Origin of the sequence: Flexivirga endophytica, assembly GCF_014640635.1 — a bacterium.
Lineage (GTDB): Bacteria > Actinomycetota > Actinomycetes > Actinomycetales > Dermatophilaceae > Flexivirga > Flexivirga endophytica.
The window spans coordinates 133,351-153,937 of the sequence record NZ_BMHI01000007.1 but is presented as its reverse complement, the minus strand read 5'-3'; the positions used below and the strand labels follow the sequence as shown (position 1 = coordinate 153,937).

The following is a 20,587-nucleotide window of genomic DNA, read 5'->3' as shown; positions in this document are numbered from 1 at the left end:
GGCCCGCGGACCCACGCCGCACGGACCGGTCAGCCGGCATCCCGTGCGTCGGCCTCGCCGGCGATCGGGTCGGTCCCGCGCGCGACGTCCAGATCGAGGGTGGGTCGCGCGACGTCCTCGTCCAGCGCTTCGATCAGCTCGTGCGCGGTCAGCGGCCGCGCCGGGGTCTCGATCGGTCGCAACTGCTCGGGTGGGGCATCCTGTGCCAGCCCGAGCGCGTGCATCTGCCGGGCGGTCACCAGCACCCGGGACTCGAGCGTGCCGATCATCGCGTTGTAGGCCTCGACCGACCGGGTCAGCGACTGCCCGACGCGTGCGGTGTGCCGGCTCATCGTGCCGAGCCGGTCGTAGAGGGTCTGGCCCAACGTCAACAGCTCACGCGCGCCCCGTGCCAGGCTGTCCTGCTGCCACGCAGCCGCACTCGTGCGCAGCAGCGCCAGCAGAGTGCTGGGGGAGACCGGCACCACCTTGCGACTCATCGCCCGGTCGAGCAACGACGGATCCTGTCGCAGCGCGGCGGCCAGCATCGCATCGGCCGGCACGAAGCACACGACCAGCTGCGGCGACTGCTCGAAGGCGCTCCAATATGCCTTCGCAGCAAGCGAATCCACGTGTCGCACCAAAGCTTTCGCGTGCTGCTCGAGCAGACGGTCTCGGTCCTGAGGGGCGAGGCCCTCGGCCTGCGAGTCCAGGAAGGCGCGCGCCGGTGCCTTGGCGTCGATGACCAGCACCCGGTCGCCGGGCAGCCGCACCACGACGTCGGGGCGGACGCGCGCGTCGTGCCTGCTGACCGCGGTCACCTGCTCCTCGAAGTCGCAGTGCGCGAGCATGCCGGCGTGCTCCAGCACCCGTCGCAGCTGGACCTCACCCCATGTGCCGCCGGTCGAGGTCGCCCGCAGCGCGCCGGCCAATTGGGTCGTCTCCTGGTGCAGTGCGCCGGTGACCCGTCCGACCTCGGCCAACCGCTCACCGAGCTCGCCGTACTGCTCGACGCGGTCACGCTCCAGCGTCGCGACCTGCTTCTCGACCCGCCCGAGCATGGCGCTCAGCGGCCCGAGTACCGCCGCGGTCTGCTGGTCGTCCGCGACGGTCGACTCCAGATCGATGACGCGCTCGCGCAACAAGTCTCGCTCGGTGCTCAGCGAGGCGCGCCCGGCGGCATACGACTGACGCAGCAGCAGCCAGGTGGCAGCGGCGGCGAGCAGTGCACCCACCAGGGCGCCCATCACGAATCCGGTCATGGATGCAGCCAAGCAGCCACCGCCGACAACGGTCGGTAGGACGCGGTCAGCCGAGCGTGTCGTCCAGCCAGTTCGCGATGTGTGCCGCCGCGCGCTGCCACCCGCCGTCGAGCATCAGATCGTGCGGCAATCCGTCGAGTACGACGGGCTCGACGCCGTACCGGTGTGCGGTGAACGCGACATCCTGCGGAGGCGCGGTGCGGTCCGCGGATCCGCCCAGAACGAGTAGGGGTGTGGTGACCCGCTTCGTGCGCACCGGGCGGACGAGGGTGTCGACGACGGCGCGGAAGCTCTCGTCGCACAAGCGGTCCGACCAACCGGCGACCTGACCCGCCGGAGTGTCGGCGGAGAAGAACCAGTGGTGCGCCGCCTCGGGCGAACCGAACATCGGCAGCAGCCGCAACGTAGCGAAGGCACGCGCTGCACCCGCCGGATCATGGCGTATGGCGCGCAACGTCAACCGCATCGCACCGCTGGGCGGTGTGGCACCGACCAGCACGGCCGCCGGCGCGGGGTGTTCTTCCAGTCGGCGCTGGACGACGAAACCACCGAGCGAATGGCCCACCAACACAGGCGGATTCGGTAGACGGTCGGCGACTTCGGCCAGGTCGTCCAGGTAGTCGCGGACGCTGGCCCACAGCACGGACCTGTCGATGGGACTGTCGCCGTGGCCACGCAGATCGAGGGCGATGACGTGCCGGCCGCGGTCCGCGAAGTAGCCGAGGAAGTGTTCGTCCCACGACCATGCCCCGTGCATCGCACCGTGCACGAACACGATCGACGGACTGGTCGGCGACGGGTCGCCACGCTCGATGGATGCGATCATCAACTGCCTCCAAGTTATTAGACGCACGTAAAATAACTTGGATGAGCCCACGGCCGCAACGTCCGCAACTAGGGTTGAGTCCCGTGCCGACCCGCCGACGGATGACCCCTGCGCAGCGGCGGGCGCAATTGCTCGACGTCGGCGAGGCGATCTTCGACGAGGGCCGTTTCGAAGAGTTGTCGATGGACGAGATCGCCGGTCGTGCCGGCGTGACTCGCGCGCTGCTCTACCACTACTTCACCTCCAAGGCCGACTACTTCGCAGCGATCTGGCAGCGCGCACATGAAAGCCTTCGCGGCATCTCCGAACCGTCACCCGATGCCACGGTGCGCGCCTGGGCGGCAGATCGGCTGGCGGCATACCTCGACTTCTATGCCCGGCACCCGCACCTCGTATACATCGCCAATCGCAGCTCGGTGTCGACGGATCCGACCGTCCGCGAACCGGTTTCGGCGCATTTCCGGTCCATGGGGAAGCTGCTTCTGGACGCCGCGGGATGCGCGGGCGCCGAGCGGGCGATAGCGGAGGCGGCGTTCGACGGCTGGATCGCATTCGTGCGTGCGACAGCTCTGGCGGCGTTCGTGGAGCAGACGATCACGCCTGCGCAGACCCTCTCGCTGTCCCTGGCAGCCCTGGATGCCACCGTCGGCAGACACGCTGATCTCGGTACCCGGCCGAAGCGGCGACCGGCCTAGGACAGTCGGCCGAAGAGGCGCTGGGTCCGGTGCATCAGGTGATTCCAGACGACGCGTTGGATCGCCAGGGTCACGATCCCGGCGAGCGTCATACCTGCGAGGTTGACGCCGAGTTGCGCCGCCGACCCGGTGATCTCGCCTCGCTCCCACGTCGCCAGGCCGAGCGCCAGGTTGCCCGCCGCGGGCACGGTCGTCACGGAGATGAAGACGCCGACCATCGCGGTCGCCTTGTCGGTCGACATCGCAAGGACGCCCACCGCACCGGCGACGAGCGCGACGATGAACGACCACTGGTCCGGGTGCCAGATGAAGGCGGTCTGGGGTCGCGGACGGGTCACGTCCGCCGCGCTGATCAGGTGCGTGGCCCGTGCGATCAGACCGAGGACCGCGACGGTCGCGATCGCCAGGACGAAGGACAGCACGATGAGCAGTGCGCTGCGCCCGACGAGGCCGAAGCGGGCGAAGACCACGCCCGTGCACAGCGCCGCGACGGGTGCGAAGTCCGGACTGACGACCATTGCGCCGACGACCAGCACGGAGGAGTCGGTGATGACCGCGATCGCAGCGAGAATCGTTGCCATTACAAGGAATATGTGGTAGCCGATCGTGGATCGGCTCGATGACTCGGCCGTGTCGAGCACCTCATCCCAGATCACCGCGTCGTCCGGCTCCCCGGGCGCGGCGTCCTCGAGTTCGGTCGCGCGGCGGAACGGCGTGCTGCTGGGCCGGCTGATGACGATGCCGCCCCGGTCGCCGAGTCCGAGTTCGTTGAGGCTGTCGACGAGCTCCCCAGTTGTCTCGCGAGCCGCGTCGCACTCGATGAGGTCACCGCGCGGCGTACGGCACGCACCGGGTATGACGACGAGGTTGGTCACGCACTGGCTCGCCCCGAGGAGTTCCACGACGTCGTCGGACAGTTCCGTCGGGACGGTGAGTCGCAGGTGCACCAGCATGCTCGAACCCTATGAGCATCGGTGTGTGCGGACGGGGAACTAGTGGCTGAGTTTGAGGCCGACCACGCAGCCCACGATGCCGAGCAGGAAGACGACCTTCAAAGCCGAGATCGACTCGGTGCCGGTTGCCATCGCATAGACGACGGTGAGCACGGCGCCGATGCCGACCCAGACGGCATACGCGGTGCCGACCGGCAGGCTGCGCATCGCGACGCCGAGGCCCGTCATGCTCGCGGCCAGCGCGACGAGGAAGACGATAGCCGGAATCGGTCTGGACAGACCGTGCGACTTGTCGAGCGCGGTGGCCCACACGGCCTCCAGCATCCCGGAGACCACGAGAACGACCCATGCCATGGAGAACACCTCTTCGGACTGGCCGTCTTGTCGCTCTCCGGGTACGGCTCCATCGTCCGGGGACCGCTCCGTGCTGCGGCCCGATCCCACGGTTTCACGCGCTCTCGCGGCCGGCAAGTCGAGTCGGTATGTCGCAGCCGCTTCGCAGCGTGTCCGGAGTCTTCCGGCGGGCCACAGTGCGGTGAGTCAGATAGAGGGCTCACGCACGCACTAGACTCCTGATCCCGTGGCACTCACTATCGGAATCGTCGGACTTCCCAACGTCGGCAAGTCGACCATGTTCAACGCCCTGACCAAGAACAACGTGCTCGCGGCGAACTACCCGTTCGCGACGATCGAGCCGAACGTCGGGGTGGTGCCGCTGCCCGACGAACGGCTGGACACGCTCGCCGGCGTCTTCAAGTCGGAGAAGACCGTCCCGGCGACTGTGTCCTTCGTCGACATCGCCGGCATCGTGCGCGGCGCCTCCGAGGGGGAGGGCCTGGGCAACAAGTTCCTGGCCAACATCCGCGAGGCCGACGCGATCTGCCAGGTCATCCGCGTCTTCAACGACGACGACGTCGTGCACGTCGACGGCAAGGTCTCGCCGGAGTCGGACATGGAGACGATCAACACCGAGCTGGTGCTGGCCGACATGCAGACCCTCGAGAAGGCACTGCCGCGCCTCGAGAAAGAGGTCAAGGGCAAGAAGACCGACAAGTCGGTGTATGACGCCGCCAAGGAGGCGCAGGCGATCCTGGAAGCCGGAGACACGTTGTTCTCCAAGGGTTTCGACGTCACCCCGATCCGTGAGCTCGGGCTGCTGACAGGTAAGCCGTTCCTCTACGTCTTCAACGTCGACGAGGACCAGCTGACCGACGAGGAGCTGCAGGCGTCCCTGCAGGCGCTCGTCGAGCCCGCCGAGGCGATCTTCCTCAACGCCAAGCTCGAGATGGACCTCACCGAGATGTCCGACGAGGACGCGCTGGAGATGCTGCAGGGCTTCGGCGCGACCGAGTCCGGGCTCGCGCAGCTGGCACACAAGGGTTTCAACACCCTCGGCCTGCAGACCTACCTGACCGTGGGCCCGAAGGAAGCGCGCGCGTGGACCATCCACCGTGGCTGGACCGCGCCGCAAGCGGCAGGCGTCATACACACCGACTTCCAGAAGGGCTTCATCAAGGCCGAAGTCATCTCGTATGACGACCTCGTCGAGCTCGGCTCCGTCGCCGAAGCCAGGTCGCACGGCAAAGCGCGCATGGAGGGCAAGGACTACGTGATGGCCGACGGCGACGTGGTGGAGTTCCGGTTTAACGTCTAGCGTTAATGACGCTCTGCGTTATATGATGATCCTGTGATCAGATCGTTTGCTGACCGCGATACCGAGCGCGTATGGCGCCGCGAGTCGGCGAAACGAGTTGATCCGCGAATCCACAAGGTGGCCAACAGGAGGCTCCGTCTCTTGGACGCCGCGACTTCGCTCGACGCCCTGCGAGTGCCGCCCGGCAATCGTCTCGAGGCGCTGAAGGGTGATCGGTCGGGGCAGCACAGCATTCGGATCAACGACCAGTGGCGGATCTGCTTTCACTGGACGGATGCGGGACCCGAGGACGTCCAGATCGTCGACTACCACTGAGGAGGAAATGATGGTCGAGAAGTTGTACGCACCGATCCACCCGGGTGAGGTTCTGATGGAGGATTTCATCGAGGGATTCGGTATCACCCAGAACAAGCTCGCTGTGGCGATCGGTGTTCCTCCGCGCAGGATCAACGAGATTGTGCACGGGAAGCGAGCCATCACGGCTGATACGGCGCTGCGGCTGGGGCGCTATTTCGGCGTCGACCCGCAGTTCTGGCTCAACCTGCAGACGCGGTACGAGCTGGAGCTTGCTGAGGATCGTGTCGCCGATCAGATCGAGGCGATTGCGCCGCTGAAGACCGCATGAGCATGTGCGGTGATTCCAGCCAGGTGCACGCGATCCCGGTTGGGATGTATCGCGGCGTCGTCGAAGGAGTCGAGAGCGGTCATTGCACAGCACGCATCGAGGTCAAGGTCGGGCCTGGAGGGTGTCTCATCGTCGACTACGAAAGCCGTCTCTGACCTCGGATTCCGGGCGGATCTCGACACTGGGGAGGGCTATGAACGGTGCTGGGGCTGCCAGTGTTCATGGCTCGACACTGGGGAGGGTTATGAACGGCGCTGGGGCTGCCAGTGTTCACGGCTCGACACTGGGGAGGGTTATGAACGTCACACGGGCTACGTGTCGCACGGGTGCTAGGTGGTTGTCATGAGTGGTGATGAATCGCAGATCGAGAGCCTGTCGCAGCAGTGCTCACGTATGATCACCGGCTCGCCGACGCTGCTCGTGGGGCTGGGCTCGACGTCATCGCCCCCGGGCCAATCAGCCTGAGGGGCGCCGCGTCTCGGGATCAGTCCGGGCGCGGCGGCCTGCGGCTCTGCTTGACCTCGGCGCGCTCGCGCTTTGCGTCCAGCCGCCGACGCTGCGAGCCGCGCGTCGGGCGGGTCGGGCGCCGAGTGGGCGTGGGAGCAACGGCAGCACGCAGCAGTATGGCGAGCCGCTCCCTCGCTGCGGTTCGATTGCGGCGCTGGGAGCGATGCTCGGCGGCGCTGATCGTGAGCACCGTGCCCGACAGCCGGGTGGCGAGTCGCTCCAGAGCCAAGGTGCGTTGGGCCTCGGTCAGTGCCGTCGTGGTCCCGATGTCGAGGCTGAGCTGCACGCGTGAGTCGGCCGTGTTGACGCCCTGGCCGCCCGGTCCGGATGCGTGCGAGAACTGCTCGAGAAGCTCGCCGGCCGGAACGGTCAATCCCTGAGGTGCACCGGGTCCCGGTGGTATCTGCAGGTCGTCCACGCCGACCAGTCTGTCAGTCCGCGGATCGCGGAAGTTGCGGATAGTCCGGGATCGGATAGATGCCGAGCGCGAATCCGTGCACGATGTCGCCCTGGCGGGGGAGCGTGTCGAACTCGTCCACCAGTGCCGTCATACGCCGCCAGAACTCCTTCTTCTGGTTGTCGTCGATCGTGGCGTGCCGGATGAAACCCCAGAGCTGCCCATCGCTGTATGCCGGCCGCGACTCGCGAGCCGCGACCTCGAAATCGTTGAAGTCGAGCGGTCTTTCGTCGTTGTCGCCTCCTTCGTCGAGCGACACGTAGAACATCCGGGCGGTGCGCCCGTAGAAGGCCTCGTCGATGGCCCGCACACGACGCGTCCGGACCACTCGAAGCATTCCCGCATCGGTCAGCACCTTCACGTGGTGGGCGACGGTGCTCTTCGGTCGGCCGACCGCCGTGCTCAGCTCGGTGACGCTGGCGGCGCGTTCGTGCAGCAGCCCGAGGATGGTGTTGCGCAGCGGGTTGCCGAGTGCGCGCACCTGGGCCGGCGTGGTCAGTGCGCGCTGGTCCTCGAGGTCGTAGTCCGGCGTCTTGCCTTCCATGGCTCGACATACTAGCGTTTCAGAACGTTCGAAATTTACGGATCATTGACCGAAGAAGGCGCCATGACCGAGATTCTGTTGTTCCACCACGCTCAGGGGCTCACCGCGGGCGTGCGTGCGTTCGCCGACGAGCTGACCGCAGCCGGCCACACCGTCCATCTGCCCGACCTGTTCGACGGCCGCACCTTCGCCGACGTCGAGTCCGGTGTCGATCATGCTCGAGAGATCGGCTTCGACGCTCTCCTGGCGCGCGGTGTTGCCGCAGCCGATGAGTTGCCGAACACCATTGTCTATGCGGGATTTTCGATGGGAGTGATGTCGGCGCAAAAGCTCGCGCAGACCCGTGCCGGCACGGTCGGCGCGCTCTTCTACGAGTCGTGTCTCCCGGTCGAGGAGTTCGGTGCGTGGCCCGAGGGCATTCCGGTCCAGATCCACGGCGGTGTCGATGACGAGTGGTTCGCGGAAGACCTGGAGTTCGCCGAGAAGCTCGCCGGTTCCAGCCCGAACGCCGAGCTCTTCCGCTACTCCGGCACCAAGCATCTCTTCGCCGATTCGTCGCTCACGTCGTATGACGCGCAGGCTGCCGGACTCCTGCTGGAGCGGACGCTCTCCTTCCTCGCTGATCTCGGCTGAGCCTCCGAGCCCTACGTCGGAAGACCCACTGCCACCTACGGTTCCGACGTTTCGGAAGTTGCTTGACTGCGACATGGAACGCGAGGAAGCTGCTCCGGGGGAGTGATTCTGATGGCTGAGAAGGGGACTGAGCCGTCGGTCGTGCTCGTGCATGGGGCATGGCACGATCCGTGGCACTGGCACGAAGTCGCGAAGGGCGGGTTCGAGCCACCGGCCGAGGAGCCGAACATCCATCCGCAGACCGACCGGGAGATGGTCGACGAACGGATCATGATCATGAAGCCGGACCGCGCGCCGGAGGTGCTGTTCCACGACTGCCCGGACGTCGATGATGCGGTGGCGGCGTCATACGGCTGGGCGGCCGCAGCGTGCGACGATCTGCCACATGGAGATTCGCCGCGCTGACCTCGACGACGTCGCGGAGCTCGCGCGACTGCTCTGGTGGCACGCGTCATCGGAGGAGCAAGCAGCGCAGCCCCGTGAGGAGTTCGAGGTCGGCCTCACTGCGTGGTGGTCCGCCCACGCGCAATCCCACCTGGCATTCGTCGCGCCTGCTGCCGGCGGTGCGCTGATCGGTATGGCGTGGCTGGCGCTGCTCCCGCGGATCCCACGCCCGGGCACAACGATGCGCCGATCTGCCGACATACAAAGCGTTTTCGTCATACCGGAGCAGCGTGGGCAGGGCGTCGGCTCGGCGCTCGTCGATGCCGCGACCACGCACGCGTTCGGAGTCGGGGTGAGCCGGGTGACGGTCAGCTCCGGTCGCAGAGCTGTCCCGGTCTACGAGCGGTTGGGATTCGCCGCGTCGCCGCGACTGCTGGAGAAGACCGCGGACTAGCTCGGGCGGCGAGCGACCATCAGCCCGATGTTGCCGCGCTGCACCACGACGTCGTCCTGATTGGTGACCGTGAGCTCGCGATCGAGGATGCCGGCCTTGCCGTTGCGCGTCGCACGAGCTCCGGCGATCCGCAGGGTGCACCGCACCGTGTCGCCCGCGACGACCGGGTGCTCGAAGCGCCAGCCGTCGATGCCGAGCAGCGCGATCGAGCAGCGCTCGAAGATGCCCAGGCGGGAGACGAGGCCGAGGGTGACGGACAGACCGAGCAGCCCGTGCGCGATGGGCTGCCCGAAGCGCCCGTCCGCGCTGTGCACGGCGTCCGTGTGCACCGGGTTGGTGTCCCAACTCCAGCCGGCGAAGGACACGATGTCGGCCTCGGTGATCGTGCGGCCCTGAGTCCGGAAGGTCTGACCGACGGCGAAGTCCTCGAAGAACCAGTCGGCCGGCGAGCCCATCTCCTGTGTCATGGGGTACCCATCGCGGTTCAGCTCACCGTGGCCAGGCGCTTGATCGCGTCGCGCCACTCGTCCTCCGCCATACCGGCCGGCACGAGCGTGGTGGGATCGTCGGCCGAACGCACGAACGCGTGGCAACGCTCACCCTCCTGCGCCAGCACCATGTCGTGAGTGTCCCGGTCACCGGCGTCGTTCCAGCGGCTCACACTCACCAGCGCGGTGTACGCGCTGGCGGACAGCACCGACTCGGCATCGGCGTCATCCGGCCCGCGGTCACCGGACGGCAGCCGCTCCCAGAGCCGGTCGTAGGTGTCATCGGTCTTGCGCAGCGAATAGAAGTGGATCCCGAGGGCATCGATCAGCACCTCGAGGGTGACGCCGTCCGGTTGGGGCATCAGGATGAAGCGCCAGGGGTGGTCGGGCTCGGAGCCGGTGACGCGCGTGTCGATCACCGTGCTGGCCCGGTGTTGCAGAGCTGTCGCGATCCCCAGGTCGCCGCGGATCTCCAGCTCGTCGGACCCTGCCTCGGTAGTGATCAGGTTGCGTGCGACCAGTGAGCGCACCGCTTCGGCGACCAGCGCCGGGTCGGGCTCCTGCTCGAGCAGGTGGGCGATCCCGCCGACGGCGTAGATCTCGGCGAGTGTGTAACCGCCCAATGGCACGGGACCGGTGTCGACCAGCTGCACGAGTGCTTCCAGCGACTCCTCGGGGATGCCGGTCTCGTCGGTGTGCGCGCTCGTCCGGGGCCCCCGCGAAGAATCGGAGGAGTGAAGCGGGGGAGAACTTCGTGGGGTGGGGTTCACTTCGTCTCCTTGCCCTTGTCGCCCGGCGCGCTGGTGCTCGACATTTGGTCGCCCGAGAGGTGATTGCTGGTCACCGTGTCGCCCGGCACCCGACGTAGGGCGCTGCGGATCTCACGATCCCCACCTCGCAGCGTGGTGGAGGTGGTCTCCCCGGCGTCCGGGAGCGTCCACGTCGGCGTGAACCCGCTCACCTCATCCAGAACAGCGCGCGCCGACTCGGCCGGCGCCGCTTCGACATAAACCTCCGACGAGCCGAACAGCCCACGCCCGTTGCGCGAAAGGGGGTTGAAAACCAACTCCGCCAGGGTGTTCCGGCGATCCGGCGGTGGGAATCGCCTGGCCAGGTCGGGGGAGGCCGAGGTCGTGTCATCCAGGTCCTCGACCCGCTCGAGGGTGTCGGTCAGATTGCCTTCAGCGGTGGCCGGGACCGGCACCGTCGCCGACAGAGCAGGAGCGAGGTAGACGGGTCGGCGTTCGGTCTGCTTGGACAGGCCCCACGGGCCGACGTTGCTCTTGGTGAATCGGTAGACGACGTAATCACACAGGTGTCGTATGTCGTTCATCGTCGGCAGGTGGAACCCGGGACCCATGGCCGCGGGTGTCTTCTCCAACTGCACCCACGTCCCCTTCGCGGTCCGGCCGTGCAGCTTCTCGCGGACCAGCGGTCCTTTGAGACCGAGATCCGGGTATCGCTTCTTGTCGATGTTCGGGTGGTGACTCGACAGGCGCTGGTGCGTCTTGGGGAAGCGCCAACGCTCGTAGAGCTCGGTGTCGTCGACGAGGACGTGTCCGCCCCAGAGCACTTCGCGCAGCTGGGGCACGTCGAGACCGTGCCTCTCCAGGTCGGCGATGATGGTGGCCTCGGCCGGGGTCAGGCGTTCGCCGGCGAGCTCCAACCCGTCGCGGAAGCCTCCCGCCTTCGAGGTGATGTCCACCAGTAGTTTCACTCGTGTTCTTATCCGTTCGGCCGCGGCGCCGCTGAGGATCGGTGCCGTACCGGGGTCGGCAGACTGCTCATCGGTCATCCCAGCACCGTATCCCGATGGCCCGGGAACCTGCGAACAGTGGGCCGAGTGATCTTCGCGAGCTCTGGATCGCAGATCGAAAACCGTTCCGCCGTAAGTCGATTGGCTCCGGTCAGGTGCCCGACTTCTTGTTCCAGAGCTGATGGGTGACCCCGCTGGGTGAGGTGACCGTCTCGATGTCGAAGCGGCTCTCGACGCCGGTCAGGTCGCCGAAGAGCGGGGTGCCACGTCCCAGGGCGATCGGCACGATGGCCAAGTGCAGGAAGTCGATGAGGCCCGCCTTCAGGAACTGCTGCACCGTCGAGGGGCCACCACCGATGCGGACGTCCTGGCCTCCGGCGGCCTCGGCCGCAAGGCGCAAGGCCTCCGCGGGTGTCCCGTCCACGAAGTGGAAACTCGTGCCGTTGGCGAATTCGATCGGCTCGTGGTGGTGATGTGTCAGCACGAACACCGGTGTGCGGAAAGGTGGTTCGTCGCCCCACCAGCCCTGCCAGTCGTCGTCCGGCCACGGGCCGGTCTGCGGCCCGAACTTGCGCCGGCCCATGATCTCGGCACCGATGCCTTGACCCCACAGGGTGGTCAGCGCGCGATCGACCGTGAAGGGCGCGTCCACCCCCTGCATGCCGTGTATGGCGCGACCGTCGAACTGCCCGAAGAGGCGTTCCGCTCCGCCTATCGGCTCATCGAAGGTCACGTGCTCGCCGGCGGCGAATCCGTCCAGCGAGACGAACAGGTTGTGGACACGGGTGCGGCTCATCGCCCCTCCAGAGTGATTGCAAAACAAGAGCACTTGAACAGTAGAGTAAAGTGATTCGTGTTTGCAATCACTTTGGAGGGATGAAAAGTTGCGGGAGCAACCACGGTCCGGCTGCGCCATCAACGCGGCGGTCGAGGTGCTGGGGGACGCTTGGAGCCTGATCGTGCTGCGGGACATCGTCTTCGGTGGGCGTCGTCACTTCCGAGAATTGCTCACGCTCAATGACGAAGGCATCGCGTCCAACGTGCTCTCGAGTCGGCTGCGGCAGCTCGTGCGCCACGGGCTGCTGACCCGTGACGACGCTTCGAGAGGGCAGCGAGCGACCTACTCGCTCACCGAGGCAGGCATACAGACCGTTCCGGTGATGGTCGCGCTGGGCACATGGGGCATGAACAATCGACCGACGACGCCGGAGCTCACCGTGCGCGCGCGGATACTCGCCGAAAGTCCCACCCTGACAGCAGATCTCATGGACGAGCTGCGCGAGCTGCATCTCGGCACCCGGCGACCGCATCCCGATCGGCAGAGTGCGTCCGACCGCCTGCAATGCGCATACGAGGCGACTCTTGGCGACCGGTGACCCGTTCTCGGCATGGACGGGTGCGTCGGATCCGGAGGCGCCCGTGCAGTTTCGCGAGGCGGGTTCCGCCGACGTGCTGGCGGTCGTCACGTTGGTGGAGTCGGCATATCGAGGTGGCTCCAGCCGCGAAGGTTGGACCACCGAGGCGGACCTGCTGCGCGGGCAGCGCACCGATCCCGACCAGGTGGCAGATCTGCTCGCCGCACCCGATACGGTGCTGCTCGTCGTGGACCGTGGCGACGATCTGGTCGCCTGCTGTCAGCTCGAAAAGCGCGGTGCCAGAGCATATTTCGGGCTCTTTGCGGTGTCACCCGGTGAGCAGGGTGGTGGACTCGGAAAGCGGATCATCTCGTATGCCGAGGAGTATGTCGCGGGACAGTGGTCGTGCCGGCAGATGGAGATGACCGTCATCCGGCAGCGCGTGGATCTCATTGCCTTCTACTGGCGGCGTGGCTATCGGGACACCGGCATCCGGTCACCGTTCCCCTACGGCGACGAACGCTTCGGCATACCGCAACGCGACGACCTCGAATTCACCTTGCTGGAGAAAGAACTTGCGCCGAGGTCGTGAGATCAGCGCTCTCGTGCGGCGGCACCGAAGAGCACGGGTGCGTCGTCGGCGAGTGCCATCGCCAGTTGCTTCTCGAAGCGGGGGAGCAGCGGCGGCAGGTCGTCGACGCCGAACCATCGCACATCGCTCGATTCCTCGTCGCCGACCCGAGCCTCTCCGGAGACCCATCGACACCGGAAGGCGTGATCGAGGTACTGGCAACGGTCGCCGTTGTCGTAGGCGATGGGGCGCAGTGCGGTCACGGCCAACAACCGCTCGACGGTGATCTCGACCATCGCCTCCTCGAGGGCCTCGCGCTGGGCCGTGGTGTCCGGCTCCTCACCCGGATCGCAGATGCCGGTGACCGGGGTCCACCGGCCGTTGTCCGACCGCCGCACCAGGAGGACCTGCGGACCTTCGGCGCCGTCGCGCAGGATGTATGCCGAGGCGCCCGGCATCCAGATCAGGTCGGTGCCGATCTTCTCGCGCAGGCCGGCGATGTACTCGGGGATCGACATACTCCCGAGTCTAGGTAGCGCTCGCGTTCTGGCAGGTCCAGCCTTCCGGCATACGGCCGGCATACAGGAAATCGGCGAGGTCGTCATGGACCGCCTCGTCCAGATCGAGGTCGGCCCGCGGGTAGATGACCGGCTCCTCCTTGGTGTTGTGCTGGTCGAGCATCGCGAGCAACTGACGACACTGCTCCAGCAGCGCGGACGGGTCCGCCGTCCCGGTCAGATCGGTTTCGAGCGTGTCCATCGCGTCCCACAGCGCACCGTGCTCGCGCAGCATGACCATGACAGGCATCATGAGTCCGGCCGCCCGCAGCGGGGGGAACAGGATGGTCTCCTCGAGGTAGATGTGCCGCCGGAGCGCGGTCATCGTGCGCAGCAACGGCTCCGCACGGACTTCGCCGCTCTCCGCGCAGGCGACGAATTCCTCGATGCCGGAATCGATTTCGTGGTGCTCGCGGGTCAGGGCGGTGGCCAACTCGCCCATCGAGGTCGCGGGGTCTGTCATGGGAGTCTCCTCGTGTGGGTGGTCAGCCGGCCATGAAGCAGCCCAGCACGACCAGGATCAGGCTGAGCACGCCCAGTGCGGCTCGCAGGATGGCGGCCGAGCGCCGCCCGCGTCGGATGGCCGGGACGCTCGCCGGGTCGTCGCCGGATTTCAGGGCGCTGTGGCGCAACCGGGTCATCCGGCGTGCCTGCTGGACGCCCGCCGCCAGCAGCACGACCAGCAGCAGCGCGGCGATCGCGGCGCTGATCAGCGTCGCGTCCCAGGGATGATCGCGCGCGAGGAGGGCACCGCTCACCAGGCCGATGACGAGCGCCGGGGTGCCGACCCGGAGATAGGCGCGCCCCAGGGAGCGGAAGAACGCGACCCGCTGTGCGGGATCCATCGTGGCCGTGGCGCTGCGCGCGACGATGCCGATCGCGACATAGCCGCCGAGCCAGACGCTCGTGCTGAGGACAAGGACTGTCACCAGCAGGTGGTGGCCGAGGTGAGACATGTTTGTCACAATAGATGGTTGTGAAAAACGGTCGGCACCGACCCGGAGGTAATGCCGGCAGGCGGACTTCCGACGGTCAGCTGGTCGTGGAACCTGCCCAGTTGCGGGCCCACTCCACGACGCCGCGGACCGTCGCGTCCGGATCGGTCTCGAGCTCGGTCAACAAGGACTCCGGCACGCGTGGATTGGCAGCGACCCATCCCCGGACGTCCGCGGTGGTGTCGTGCGCGAGCTGACGCAGGAGTGGCTCCGGTGTGCTCGGCTGGCGAGCCACGCATTGCCGGACGCTCGGGTCGGTGTCCCGCGCGAGTAGCTCGAGCACGTCCGTCGGGCACTGCTGGTTGAGCGCTGCGCTCTGCCGGATGCTCGGGTCGGTGCTCTTGGCGAGCAGGCGGATCCGGCGCAGCTTGCCCTCGGTCGCAGGTGGACTCGGATGTGCGGCGCGGACCTCCTCGGGGGAACGTCGCTCGTCGTCCGACTCGCGTAGCGCTGCGCGCTGGGCGGCGCTGAGGAAGCTCACGCAGGACATCCGGTCTCCTTCATGCGGTCGGGGCTTTCACTGTATGACGAGCGCAAACTGTCCCTGCGAAGGCGGGCCGTACGGTCCGCTCACTGCTCGAAAAGCGTTGACACCTGCGGGGTTCGGTGAACCAGAGAAGGCAACATCGCGAGATCGGCATACGAACCCTGCGCGGTGGCGCTCTGCACCGACACCGAGCCGGCGGTCACCGCGAAGCGCAACGCCTCCGATATGGACGCCCCGGCAGCCAGCTGTGCGGCGAAGACACCGCAGAACGCGTCACCTGCGCCGGTCGAGTCGACCACCTCGACGACCGGAGCCCGGACCTGGAACGTCTCGTCTGCGGTGCAAAGGATCGCACCCTGCTCGCCGAGAGTCGTCGCCACCGCGGTCACGCCACGTTTCACGAGCGCGTGTGATGCGGCTACCACAGCTGCCGGATCCGCAGTGTCGGAAGCACCGAGGCCGGAGACTTCGGCGAGTTCGTGCTCATTGACGATGAGGACGTCACAGTGGCCGAGGAGTTCATCGGAGAGGTGCTGCGAGGGTGCCGCGTTCAGCACGAACATGCCGGCCGCCGCGGCCACCGCTTCGACGACCGGCAGCGGGATCTCGAGCTGAGCGAGGACGATGTCGTCCTGCTGCAGAGACGGTTCGATCCCGGTCCATTGGTGGTTCGCGCCGGAGACGACCAGGATCGTGTTGTCGCCGGACGCGACGGAGATCCACGCACTTCCGGTCGGCACACCGCTCGCCCGCCGGACCGACCGACCGTCGACACCTGCCTGCTGGAGCGCGTGCAGAGCGGTGTCGCCCTCCGGGTCGTCTCCGAGCACGCCGACCATTGCGACGGTCGCGCCCGACTTCGCCGCAGCCACAGCTTGATTCGCGCCCTTGCCACCGACGGAGTGGCTGAGTGAAGAAGCCAGGAGCGTCTCTCCGGGGCGTGGGAAACGCTCGAGTGCGATCGTGTGATCGACGTTGATCGATCCGACGACGACGACGCGTGCGGTCATGGCGTGCCAGCTCCTGCGGTGATGGGTTGCGAGGCTCCAGGCTATTGATCCGGGACGTGCGCGTGTGTGTCCCGTCCGAATGTGCTGAGGTGGACATATGACGACCGAGACCTTCTCCCTTACCGGGCACGACATCCGCCGCATCGGGTTCGGTGCGATGCAGCTTCCCGGGCCCGGCGTGATGGGCCCGCCGCGGGACCACGACGAGGCGATCGCCGTGCTGCGGCGCGCCGTCGAGCTGGGCGTTAACCACATCGACACCGCGCAGTTCTACGGACCCGACGTGTCCAATGAGCTGATTCGCGAGGCGCTCCACCCGTATGACGACGACCTCGTGCTGGTCTCCAAGATCGGTGCGCGCCGGGACGAGTCGGGTGGCTGGCTGCCCGCGCAGCGTCCGGACGAGCTCAAGCAGCAGGTGATCGAGAACCTGCGCACCCTGGGCGTCGACCGGCTGCCGGTTGTCAACCTGCGGGTCATGCCGGAGGAGGAGATCGGCGCCGAGAACCACTACCCGCTGGAGGACCAGCTCGCTGCGATGCAGGACATCGTGGCGGAGGGGCTGCTCGAGGCGTTCGGCGTGAGCAATGTGCCGCAGGCAGAGGCCCGTACGGCGATCGACGCCGGTGCGGTGTGCGTCCAGAACGCCTACAACCTGCTGCACCGCGACGACGAGGCGACACTGCGACTGTGCGCCGAGCGAGACGTGGCCTACGTGCCGTTCTTCCCCCTGGGATCGGCGTTCCCGGACATGCCCAAGGTGACGGAGGACCCGCGGGTGCGGTCGCTGGCCGACAAGCTCGGCGCGACCCCGTCCCAAATCGGCCTCGCCTGGCTGTTGCGTCAGTCCGACGTGGTGCTGCTCATCCCGGGCACGTCGTCCGTCGCGCACCTGGACGAGAACGTCGCCTCCGGTCGCATCGTGCTGTCCGACACCGAGATCGCCGAGTTGGAAGGCCCGCTCGCCGCCGAGTGACCAGCGCTCAGCCGGCGCGCGGTGGCCACGGCACGAAGATGCTTGTCCGGGAACGATATTCGGCATATCCGGGACGGTCGGCCATCGCGCGCTCGGCGAGGCGCACACCGCTGCCCCAGACGAGCAGGGCGACCATCACCACTGGTGATGCGAACGTCACGGGCCCCGGCCAGGCCGAAGCGGCGATGAGGTAGACGCCGACCCATACGCAGGCGTCGCCGAAGTAGTTCGGATGCCGGGACCACGCCCACAGGCCGGTGTCCAAGATCGGCGGCCGTGCATCCTGTGCCTTGTACCGCTGCAACTGCCGGTCCGCGACAGCCTCGGTCAGGATTCCCGAGGCTGCGAGGAGTATGCCGAAACCCGCCAGGCACCAGAGGAATCCGTCAGGGTCTGGGGAAACGGCGATGGCCTGCACCGGCAGCGACACGATCCACTGGATGGCGCCTTGGAGTCCGAAGACCCGCAGCATCATTGATGGGGCGGAGCGCCCTTGCGCCATATGCGCGTAGCGTGGGTCGTCATCGGAGTGACCGCGTGACCGCAGCCAGACGTGTGCTCCGAGGCGAAGACCCCACACCGTCAGCAGTGCGGCGACCACGAGTCGGCGCCCGACGCCACCGTGACCGGTCAGCAGGCCGAGGATCGCCAACGCGGCGAAGCCTGGTCCCCAGACGATGTCGGCGACCGCCCAGCGGCCGACTGCGCGTGACCAGGCCGCAGCTGCGATCTGTAGCAACGCCAGCAGGATCGCGCTGGAGAGGGCCATCCACGCGAAGTCACCCACGCGGGTCGCTCCAACTTGCCGGCCGACGAGCCGGTAGACCGCTGGAACCGCGTCTGCGTCGCACGGCGACGATCTGGTCGACACCCATGCGGCCCTCCTCGAATGCGAGCAGGCCGCCAGCCAGATAGAGCTCCCACACCCGGACGGTCTCTGCCGGAACGAGCTGTGCGATGGCCGCTCGGTGCTGCTCGAAACGCCGCTGCCACGAACGCACCGTCCACGCGTAGTGCTCCCGCAAGGCGTGCACGTCGCGCACCTCGAGGCCTCCCTGCTCGAGCAGTTCGATCGTGTTGCCGACCGGCCGCATCGTCATGTCCGGAGCGATGAACGCCTCGATGAACGGCCCGCCACCGGGGTGGCGCCCGCGTCGGCTCATCTGCTGGATCAGGACACGGGCGTCGTCGCTCGCCGCGTCGTGCAGCACACGGGCGAAGTCGGGATAGCCCTTGTCCCCGGCGTGTTCACCCATTTCGAGTGAGGCGACGGCGTCATACCTGCCAGCGACGTCGCGATAGTCACGCAGTTCGACGGTGACGCGGTCCTGCAGGCTACGGTCGCGAATCCGCTTGTCGACGAACGATTTCTGCTCGTTCGAGATCGTCACACCCGTCACGATCGCGCCGTAGTGCTCGGCGGCGTGCAGGCTCAGTGCACCCCACCCGCAGCCGACGTCCAGCATCTGCATACCCGAGCGCTGGTCGAGGCCGATCTTGCGGCAGACGAGATCGAGCTTGTCACGCTGAGCGTCCTCGAGCCGGTAGCCGTCGCTCTCGCACCCGGCGAGGTCACCCCGCGTCACGTACGCGCACGAATAGGCCATCGTGTCGTCGAGCACGAGCGCGTAGAAGTCGCTGTCCACGTCGTAGTGATGATGTATGACGTCGCTGTCGCGTCGACGGGAGTGCAACCGGCCGCGCACCTGGATCTGCGCTCCCGGGGTGGGCGGGCGCGCGCCGAGGCCACCAGTCGCGGCAAGGCCACGAAGTGCGATCGCGAGGTCCTGCGGACGTGGCGTCCGTCCGGCCAGGTCGCGCTCCGCACCGACCCTGCGCACGTGTTGCAGCACCTGCGTGACCGGTGTGTCGAGCTCGATGTCGCCGGCCACGTACGCCTGCGCAGCACCGAGTTCGCCCGGATGCCAGAGCAATCGACGCAACGCGTTCGGGCTGTTGAGCCGAACCTCCGGCGCGTCCGGATCGCCGGCGACGCTGCGGTCCCACGCGGTCAGCCGGACGGGCAGCCGGCCCCGCAGGATGGGCCGGAGTGCTTCCTGGATGGTGTCGGCGACGCCCGACACCCGCACGGCGGTCATGCCGCACTCTCGCGGACGAACGTCAACTGGTGCACGTCGAGGTAGCCGGCACGGAAGCCGCCCTCGGAGTAGCGCAGATAGAACTCCCACATCCGCCGGAAGGTCTCGTCGAATCCGAATTCGCCGAGTCGCGAGCGGTTCTCGTGGAATCGCACTGCCCACTGGTCCAGTGTCCGCGCGTACGAATCACCCATCGCCAGATCGGCGACGACTCGCAGGCCGGACCGACCGGCCGTCTCCTCGATCAGCTGTAGCGACGGGATCGCACCGCCCGGGAAGACGTACTTGTGGATCCAGGTGTAGTTGCGATGCGTCCGCAGCGCCCGGTGATGTGGCATCACGATGGCTTGAACGGCAGCGCGCCCGCCGGGCCGTAGGACGTCCGCGATCTGACGGAAGTAGGTCTCGAGGAAGTCCAGTCCGACCGCTTCGATCATCTCCACCGAGAGCACCGCGTCGTAGCTGCCGCGAACGTCCCGGTAGTCGCGCAGGGAGACCTGCGCTCGGTCCGCTACGCCCGAGCGGTGCAGCAGATCGTTGGCCCACCGCTGTTGCTGCTCGGAGAGGGTCACACTGTCGACGGTTGCCCCGCGACGACCCGCCCGTAGGGCCAAACCACCCCAGCCCGAACCGATTTCGAGGACCGCGGTGCCCGCCGTGACGCCGGCCTGGTCGAGCAGCCGGTCCATCTTCCGGCGTTGAGCCGTCGCCAGGTCATCGCCCTCGGCGAACAGCGCGGCCGAGTAGGTCATGGTCTCGTCGAGGAAGCCTGCGAAGAGATCGTTGGACAGGTCGTAGTGGCGTTCGACGTTGCTGCGCGAGTTCTCCCGCGCGGGGCGCTCGGCGGACGGTTGCGGCGGCAGGACGACCGATCGCAGCGCACGTAGCGGCGCGGGCACCAGACCCTCCACGCCGCGTGCGAACTGCTCGATCACGGACGCCAGGTCGTTGCTGTCCCAGTCGCCGGCGAGATAGGACTCACCGAATCCGATCAGCCGGTCGTGGCCGATGCGGCGCATCAGCGCGTCGGCGTCGTGCACGACGATCGTTGGTGCGTCCGCGCGGCGATCACCGCCGAACACCGCACCGTCGGGCATCAGCACTCGGATCCGGAGCCGGGCGACCGCCCGCCGAAAGATCCTGGCGCCGATCTTCGCCACCAGCGCAGCGAGCAGCCCTTCCGGCACGCGTGCGACGTCTGGCCAGCGTTCGGCGTCGATGGCAGGTGTGGAGTGTGTGCGCTGTGCGGTTGCGCGGGCGCTCAGTAGTGGAAAGGCCCGTGCTCGGGTGGCTCCGGGTGCTGTCCGGAAGAGGGTCATG

Annotated in this window: 29 protein-coding genes and 1 riboswitch; of the genes, 11 read left to right on the top strand and 18 right to left on the bottom strand. The window is 67.4% G+C overall.

Annotation, left to right across the window (positions count from 1 at the left end; all coding sequences use genetic code 11):
- Positions 1-29: 29 nt before the first annotated feature.
- Together IEX71_RS20530 and IEX71_RS20525 are read right to left on the bottom strand one after the other, a co-directional pair.
- On the bottom strand, positions 30-1,241 hold the full coding sequence (locus IEX71_RS20530) for a DNA recombination protein RmuC (RefSeq protein ID WP_188838944.1): 1,212 nt from the start codon (positions 1,239-1,241) through the stop codon (positions 30-32).
- Positions 1,242-1,287: 46 nt separating this feature from the next.
- On the bottom strand, positions 1,288-2,067 hold the full coding sequence (locus IEX71_RS20525; RefSeq protein ID WP_188838943.1) for an alpha/beta hydrolase: 780 nt from the start codon (positions 2,065-2,067) through the stop codon (positions 1,288-1,290).
- 83 nt (positions 2,068-2,150) lie between these two features.
- Between IEX71_RS20525 and IEX71_RS20520 the strand changes: the two genes are divergently transcribed.
- Positions 2,151-2,762: a TetR/AcrR family transcriptional regulator gene (locus IEX71_RS20520; RefSeq protein WP_229749915.1), complete on the top strand. Its 612-nt coding sequence runs from the start codon at positions 2,151-2,153 to the stop codon at positions 2,760-2,762.
- Here the strand turns inward: IEX71_RS20520 and IEX71_RS20515 are convergent.
- Complete coding sequence (locus IEX71_RS20515; protein ID WP_188838942.1) at positions 2,759-3,715, bottom strand: DUF389 domain-containing protein; 957 nt, start codon at positions 3,713-3,715, stop codon at positions 2,759-2,761. The genes IEX71_RS20520 and IEX71_RS20515 overlap by 4 nt on opposite strands.
- Positions 3,716-3,754: 39 nt before the next feature.
- Entirely contained in the window at positions 3,755-4,069 is a 315-nt protein-coding gene (locus tag IEX71_RS20510) for a DMT family transporter (RefSeq protein WP_188838941.1), read from the bottom strand.
- Positions 4,070-4,086: 17 nt separating this feature from the next.
- Positions 4,087-4,154, bottom strand: a riboswitch (guanidine-III (ykkC-III) riboswitch).
- Between the two features lie 141 nt (positions 4,155-4,295).
- On the opposite strand from IEX71_RS20510, the gene ychF reads away from it, so the two are divergent.
- The 4 genes from ychF to IEX71_RS22705 all read left to right on the top strand — a co-directional run bounded on the left by ychF (position 4,296) and on the right by IEX71_RS22705 (position 6,459).
- Positions 4,296-5,369, top strand: a complete 1,074-nt coding sequence (gene ychF / locus IEX71_RS20505) for a redox-regulated ATPase YchF (protein WP_188838940.1) — start codon at positions 4,296-4,298, stop codon at positions 5,367-5,369.
- Between the two features lie 33 nt (positions 5,370-5,402).
- The gene (locus IEX71_RS20500; RefSeq protein WP_188838939.1) at positions 5,403-5,684 is read left to right on the top strand and encodes a type II toxin-antitoxin system RelE/ParE family toxin; all 282 of its coding nucleotides are present in this window, start codon (positions 5,403-5,405) and stop codon (positions 5,682-5,684) included.
- 10 nt (positions 5,685-5,694) lie between these two features.
- Entirely contained in the window at positions 5,695-5,994 is a 300-nt protein-coding gene (locus IEX71_RS20495; RefSeq protein WP_188838938.1) for a HigA family addiction module antitoxin, read from the top strand.
- Positions 5,995-6,336: 342 nt separating this feature from the next.
- Entirely contained in the window at positions 6,337-6,459 is a 123-nt protein-coding gene (locus tag IEX71_RS22705; RefSeq protein ID WP_268235978.1) for a hypothetical protein, read from the top strand.
- Positions 6,460-6,478: 19 nt separating this feature from the next.
- On the opposite strand, the gene arfB is transcribed toward IEX71_RS22705, so the two are convergent.
- Positions 6,479-6,919, bottom strand: a complete 441-nt coding sequence (gene arfB / locus IEX71_RS20490; RefSeq protein WP_188838937.1) for an alternative ribosome rescue aminoacyl-tRNA hydrolase ArfB — start codon at positions 6,917-6,919, stop codon at positions 6,479-6,481.
- 13 nt (positions 6,920-6,932) lie between these two features.
- Positions 6,933-7,502, bottom strand: a complete 570-nt coding sequence (locus IEX71_RS20485) for an ArsR/SmtB family transcription factor (protein ID WP_188838936.1) — start codon at positions 7,500-7,502, stop codon at positions 6,933-6,935.
- A 63-nt stretch (positions 7,503-7,565) separates the two neighbouring features.
- Here IEX71_RS20485 and IEX71_RS20480 point away from each other — a divergent pair, with 63 nt between their 5' ends.
- From IEX71_RS20480 to IEX71_RS20470, 3 genes are all read left to right on the top strand, one after another.
- A complete protein-coding gene (locus IEX71_RS20480; RefSeq protein ID WP_188838935.1) occupies positions 7,566-8,135 on the top strand; it encodes a dienelactone hydrolase family protein in 570 nt (189 codons plus the stop codon).
- 111 nt (positions 8,136-8,246) lie between these two features.
- Positions 8,247-8,540 carry a hypothetical protein gene (locus IEX71_RS20475; RefSeq protein ID WP_188838934.1) on the top strand — a complete coding sequence of 98 codons (294 nt, stop codon included), beginning with the start codon at positions 8,247-8,249 and terminating at the stop codon, positions 8,538-8,540.
- The gene (locus tag IEX71_RS20470; RefSeq protein ID WP_188838933.1) at positions 8,521-8,973 is read left to right on the top strand and encodes a GNAT family N-acetyltransferase; all 453 of its coding nucleotides are present in this window, start codon (positions 8,521-8,523) and stop codon (positions 8,971-8,973) included. Before IEX71_RS20475 ends, IEX71_RS20470 begins: the two co-directional genes overlap by 20 nt.
- On the opposite strand, the gene IEX71_RS20465 is transcribed toward IEX71_RS20470, so the two are convergent.
- The 4 genes from IEX71_RS20465 to IEX71_RS20450 all read right to left on the bottom strand — a co-directional run bounded on the left by IEX71_RS20465 (position 8,970) and on the right by IEX71_RS20450 (position 12,013).
- Positions 8,970-9,440 carry a MaoC/PaaZ C-terminal domain-containing protein gene (locus tag IEX71_RS20465; protein ID WP_188838932.1) on the bottom strand — a complete coding sequence of 157 codons (471 nt, stop codon included), beginning with the start codon at positions 9,438-9,440 and terminating at the stop codon, positions 8,970-8,972. The two genes, IEX71_RS20470 and IEX71_RS20465, sit on opposite strands and share 4 nt — an antisense overlap.
- Positions 9,441-9,457: 17 nt before the next feature.
- Positions 9,458-10,231: a hypothetical protein gene (locus tag IEX71_RS20460; RefSeq protein ID WP_188838931.1), complete on the bottom strand. Its 774-nt coding sequence runs from the start codon at positions 10,229-10,231 to the stop codon at positions 9,458-9,460.
- Complete coding sequence (locus IEX71_RS20455; RefSeq protein ID WP_188838930.1) at positions 10,228-11,256, bottom strand: hypothetical protein; 1,029 nt, start codon at positions 11,254-11,256, stop codon at positions 10,228-10,230. The genes IEX71_RS20460 and IEX71_RS20455 overlap by 4 nt, the downstream gene beginning before the upstream one ends.
- A gap of 112 nt (positions 11,257-11,368) precedes the next feature.
- Entirely contained in the window at positions 11,369-12,013 is a 645-nt protein-coding gene (locus IEX71_RS20450) for a dihydrofolate reductase family protein (RefSeq protein WP_188838929.1), read from the bottom strand.
- An 88-nt stretch (positions 12,014-12,101) separates the two neighbouring features.
- On the opposite strand from IEX71_RS20450, the gene IEX71_RS20445 reads away from it, so the two are divergent.
- Both IEX71_RS20445 and IEX71_RS20440 read left to right on the top strand, forming a co-directional pair.
- Positions 12,102-12,593 (top strand): winged helix-turn-helix transcriptional regulator, encoded by a 492-nt coding sequence (locus tag IEX71_RS20445; RefSeq protein ID WP_188838928.1) that lies wholly within the window; start codon positions 12,102-12,104, stop codon positions 12,591-12,593.
- A 43-nt stretch (positions 12,594-12,636) separates the two neighbouring features.
- On the top strand, positions 12,637-13,164 hold the full coding sequence (locus tag IEX71_RS20440) for a GNAT family N-acetyltransferase (RefSeq protein ID WP_229749914.1): 528 nt from the start codon (positions 12,637-12,639) through the stop codon (positions 13,162-13,164).
- Between the two features lie 2 nt (positions 13,165-13,166).
- Here the strand turns inward: IEX71_RS20440 and IEX71_RS20435 are convergent, their stop codons facing one another.
- The 5 genes from IEX71_RS20435 to IEX71_RS20415 form a co-directional block, all read right to left on the bottom strand.
- Positions 13,167-13,661 (bottom strand): NUDIX hydrolase, encoded by a 495-nt coding sequence (locus IEX71_RS20435; protein ID WP_188838926.1) that lies wholly within the window; start codon positions 13,659-13,661, stop codon positions 13,167-13,169.
- Between the two features lie 10 nt (positions 13,662-13,671).
- The gene (locus IEX71_RS20430; protein ID WP_229749913.1) at positions 13,672-14,163 is read right to left on the bottom strand and encodes a hemerythrin domain-containing protein; all 492 of its coding nucleotides are present in this window, start codon (positions 14,161-14,163) and stop codon (positions 13,672-13,674) included.
- Between the two features lie 22 nt (positions 14,164-14,185).
- Positions 14,186-14,656 carry a hypothetical protein gene (locus tag IEX71_RS20425; RefSeq protein ID WP_188838925.1) on the bottom strand — a complete coding sequence of 157 codons (471 nt, stop codon included), beginning with the start codon at positions 14,654-14,656 and terminating at the stop codon, positions 14,186-14,188.
- A 76-nt stretch (positions 14,657-14,732) separates the two neighbouring features.
- Entirely contained in the window at positions 14,733-15,185 is a 453-nt protein-coding gene (locus tag IEX71_RS20420) for a HEAT repeat domain-containing protein (RefSeq protein WP_188838924.1), read from the bottom strand.
- 80 nt (positions 15,186-15,265) lie between these two features.
- A complete protein-coding gene (locus IEX71_RS20415) occupies positions 15,266-16,192 on the bottom strand; it encodes a ribokinase (protein WP_188838923.1) in 927 nt (308 codons plus the stop codon).
- Positions 16,193-16,289: 97 nt separating this feature from the next.
- On the opposite strand from IEX71_RS20415, the gene IEX71_RS20410 reads away from it, so the two are divergent.
- Positions 16,290-17,168 (top strand): oxidoreductase, encoded by an 879-nt coding sequence (locus tag IEX71_RS20410; RefSeq protein ID WP_188838922.1) that lies wholly within the window; start codon positions 16,290-16,292, stop codon positions 17,166-17,168.
- Positions 17,169-17,175: 7 nt separating this feature from the next.
- Here IEX71_RS20410 and IEX71_RS20405 read toward each other — a convergent pair whose 3' ends face one another.
- Genes IEX71_RS20405 through IEX71_RS20395 form a run of 3 tightly spaced genes read right to left on the bottom strand, consistent with a single transcriptional unit; the run spans position 17,176 to position 20,586 of the window.
- Positions 17,176-17,955 carry a DUF1295 domain-containing protein gene (locus tag IEX71_RS20405; RefSeq protein ID WP_188838921.1) on the bottom strand — a complete coding sequence of 260 codons (780 nt, stop codon included), beginning with the start codon at positions 17,953-17,955 and terminating at the stop codon, positions 17,176-17,178.
- Positions 17,948-19,267, bottom strand: a complete 1,320-nt coding sequence (locus tag IEX71_RS20400) for an SAM-dependent methyltransferase (RefSeq protein WP_188838920.1) — start codon at positions 19,265-19,267, stop codon at positions 17,948-17,950. Before IEX71_RS20400 ends, IEX71_RS20405 begins: the two co-directional genes overlap by 8 nt.
- The gene (locus IEX71_RS20395) at positions 19,264-20,586 is read right to left on the bottom strand and encodes an SAM-dependent methyltransferase (protein WP_188838919.1); all 1,323 of its coding nucleotides are present in this window, start codon (positions 20,584-20,586) and stop codon (positions 19,264-19,266) included. The genes IEX71_RS20400 and IEX71_RS20395 overlap by 4 nt, the downstream gene beginning before the upstream one ends.
- Position 20,587 lies beyond the last annotated feature (1 nt).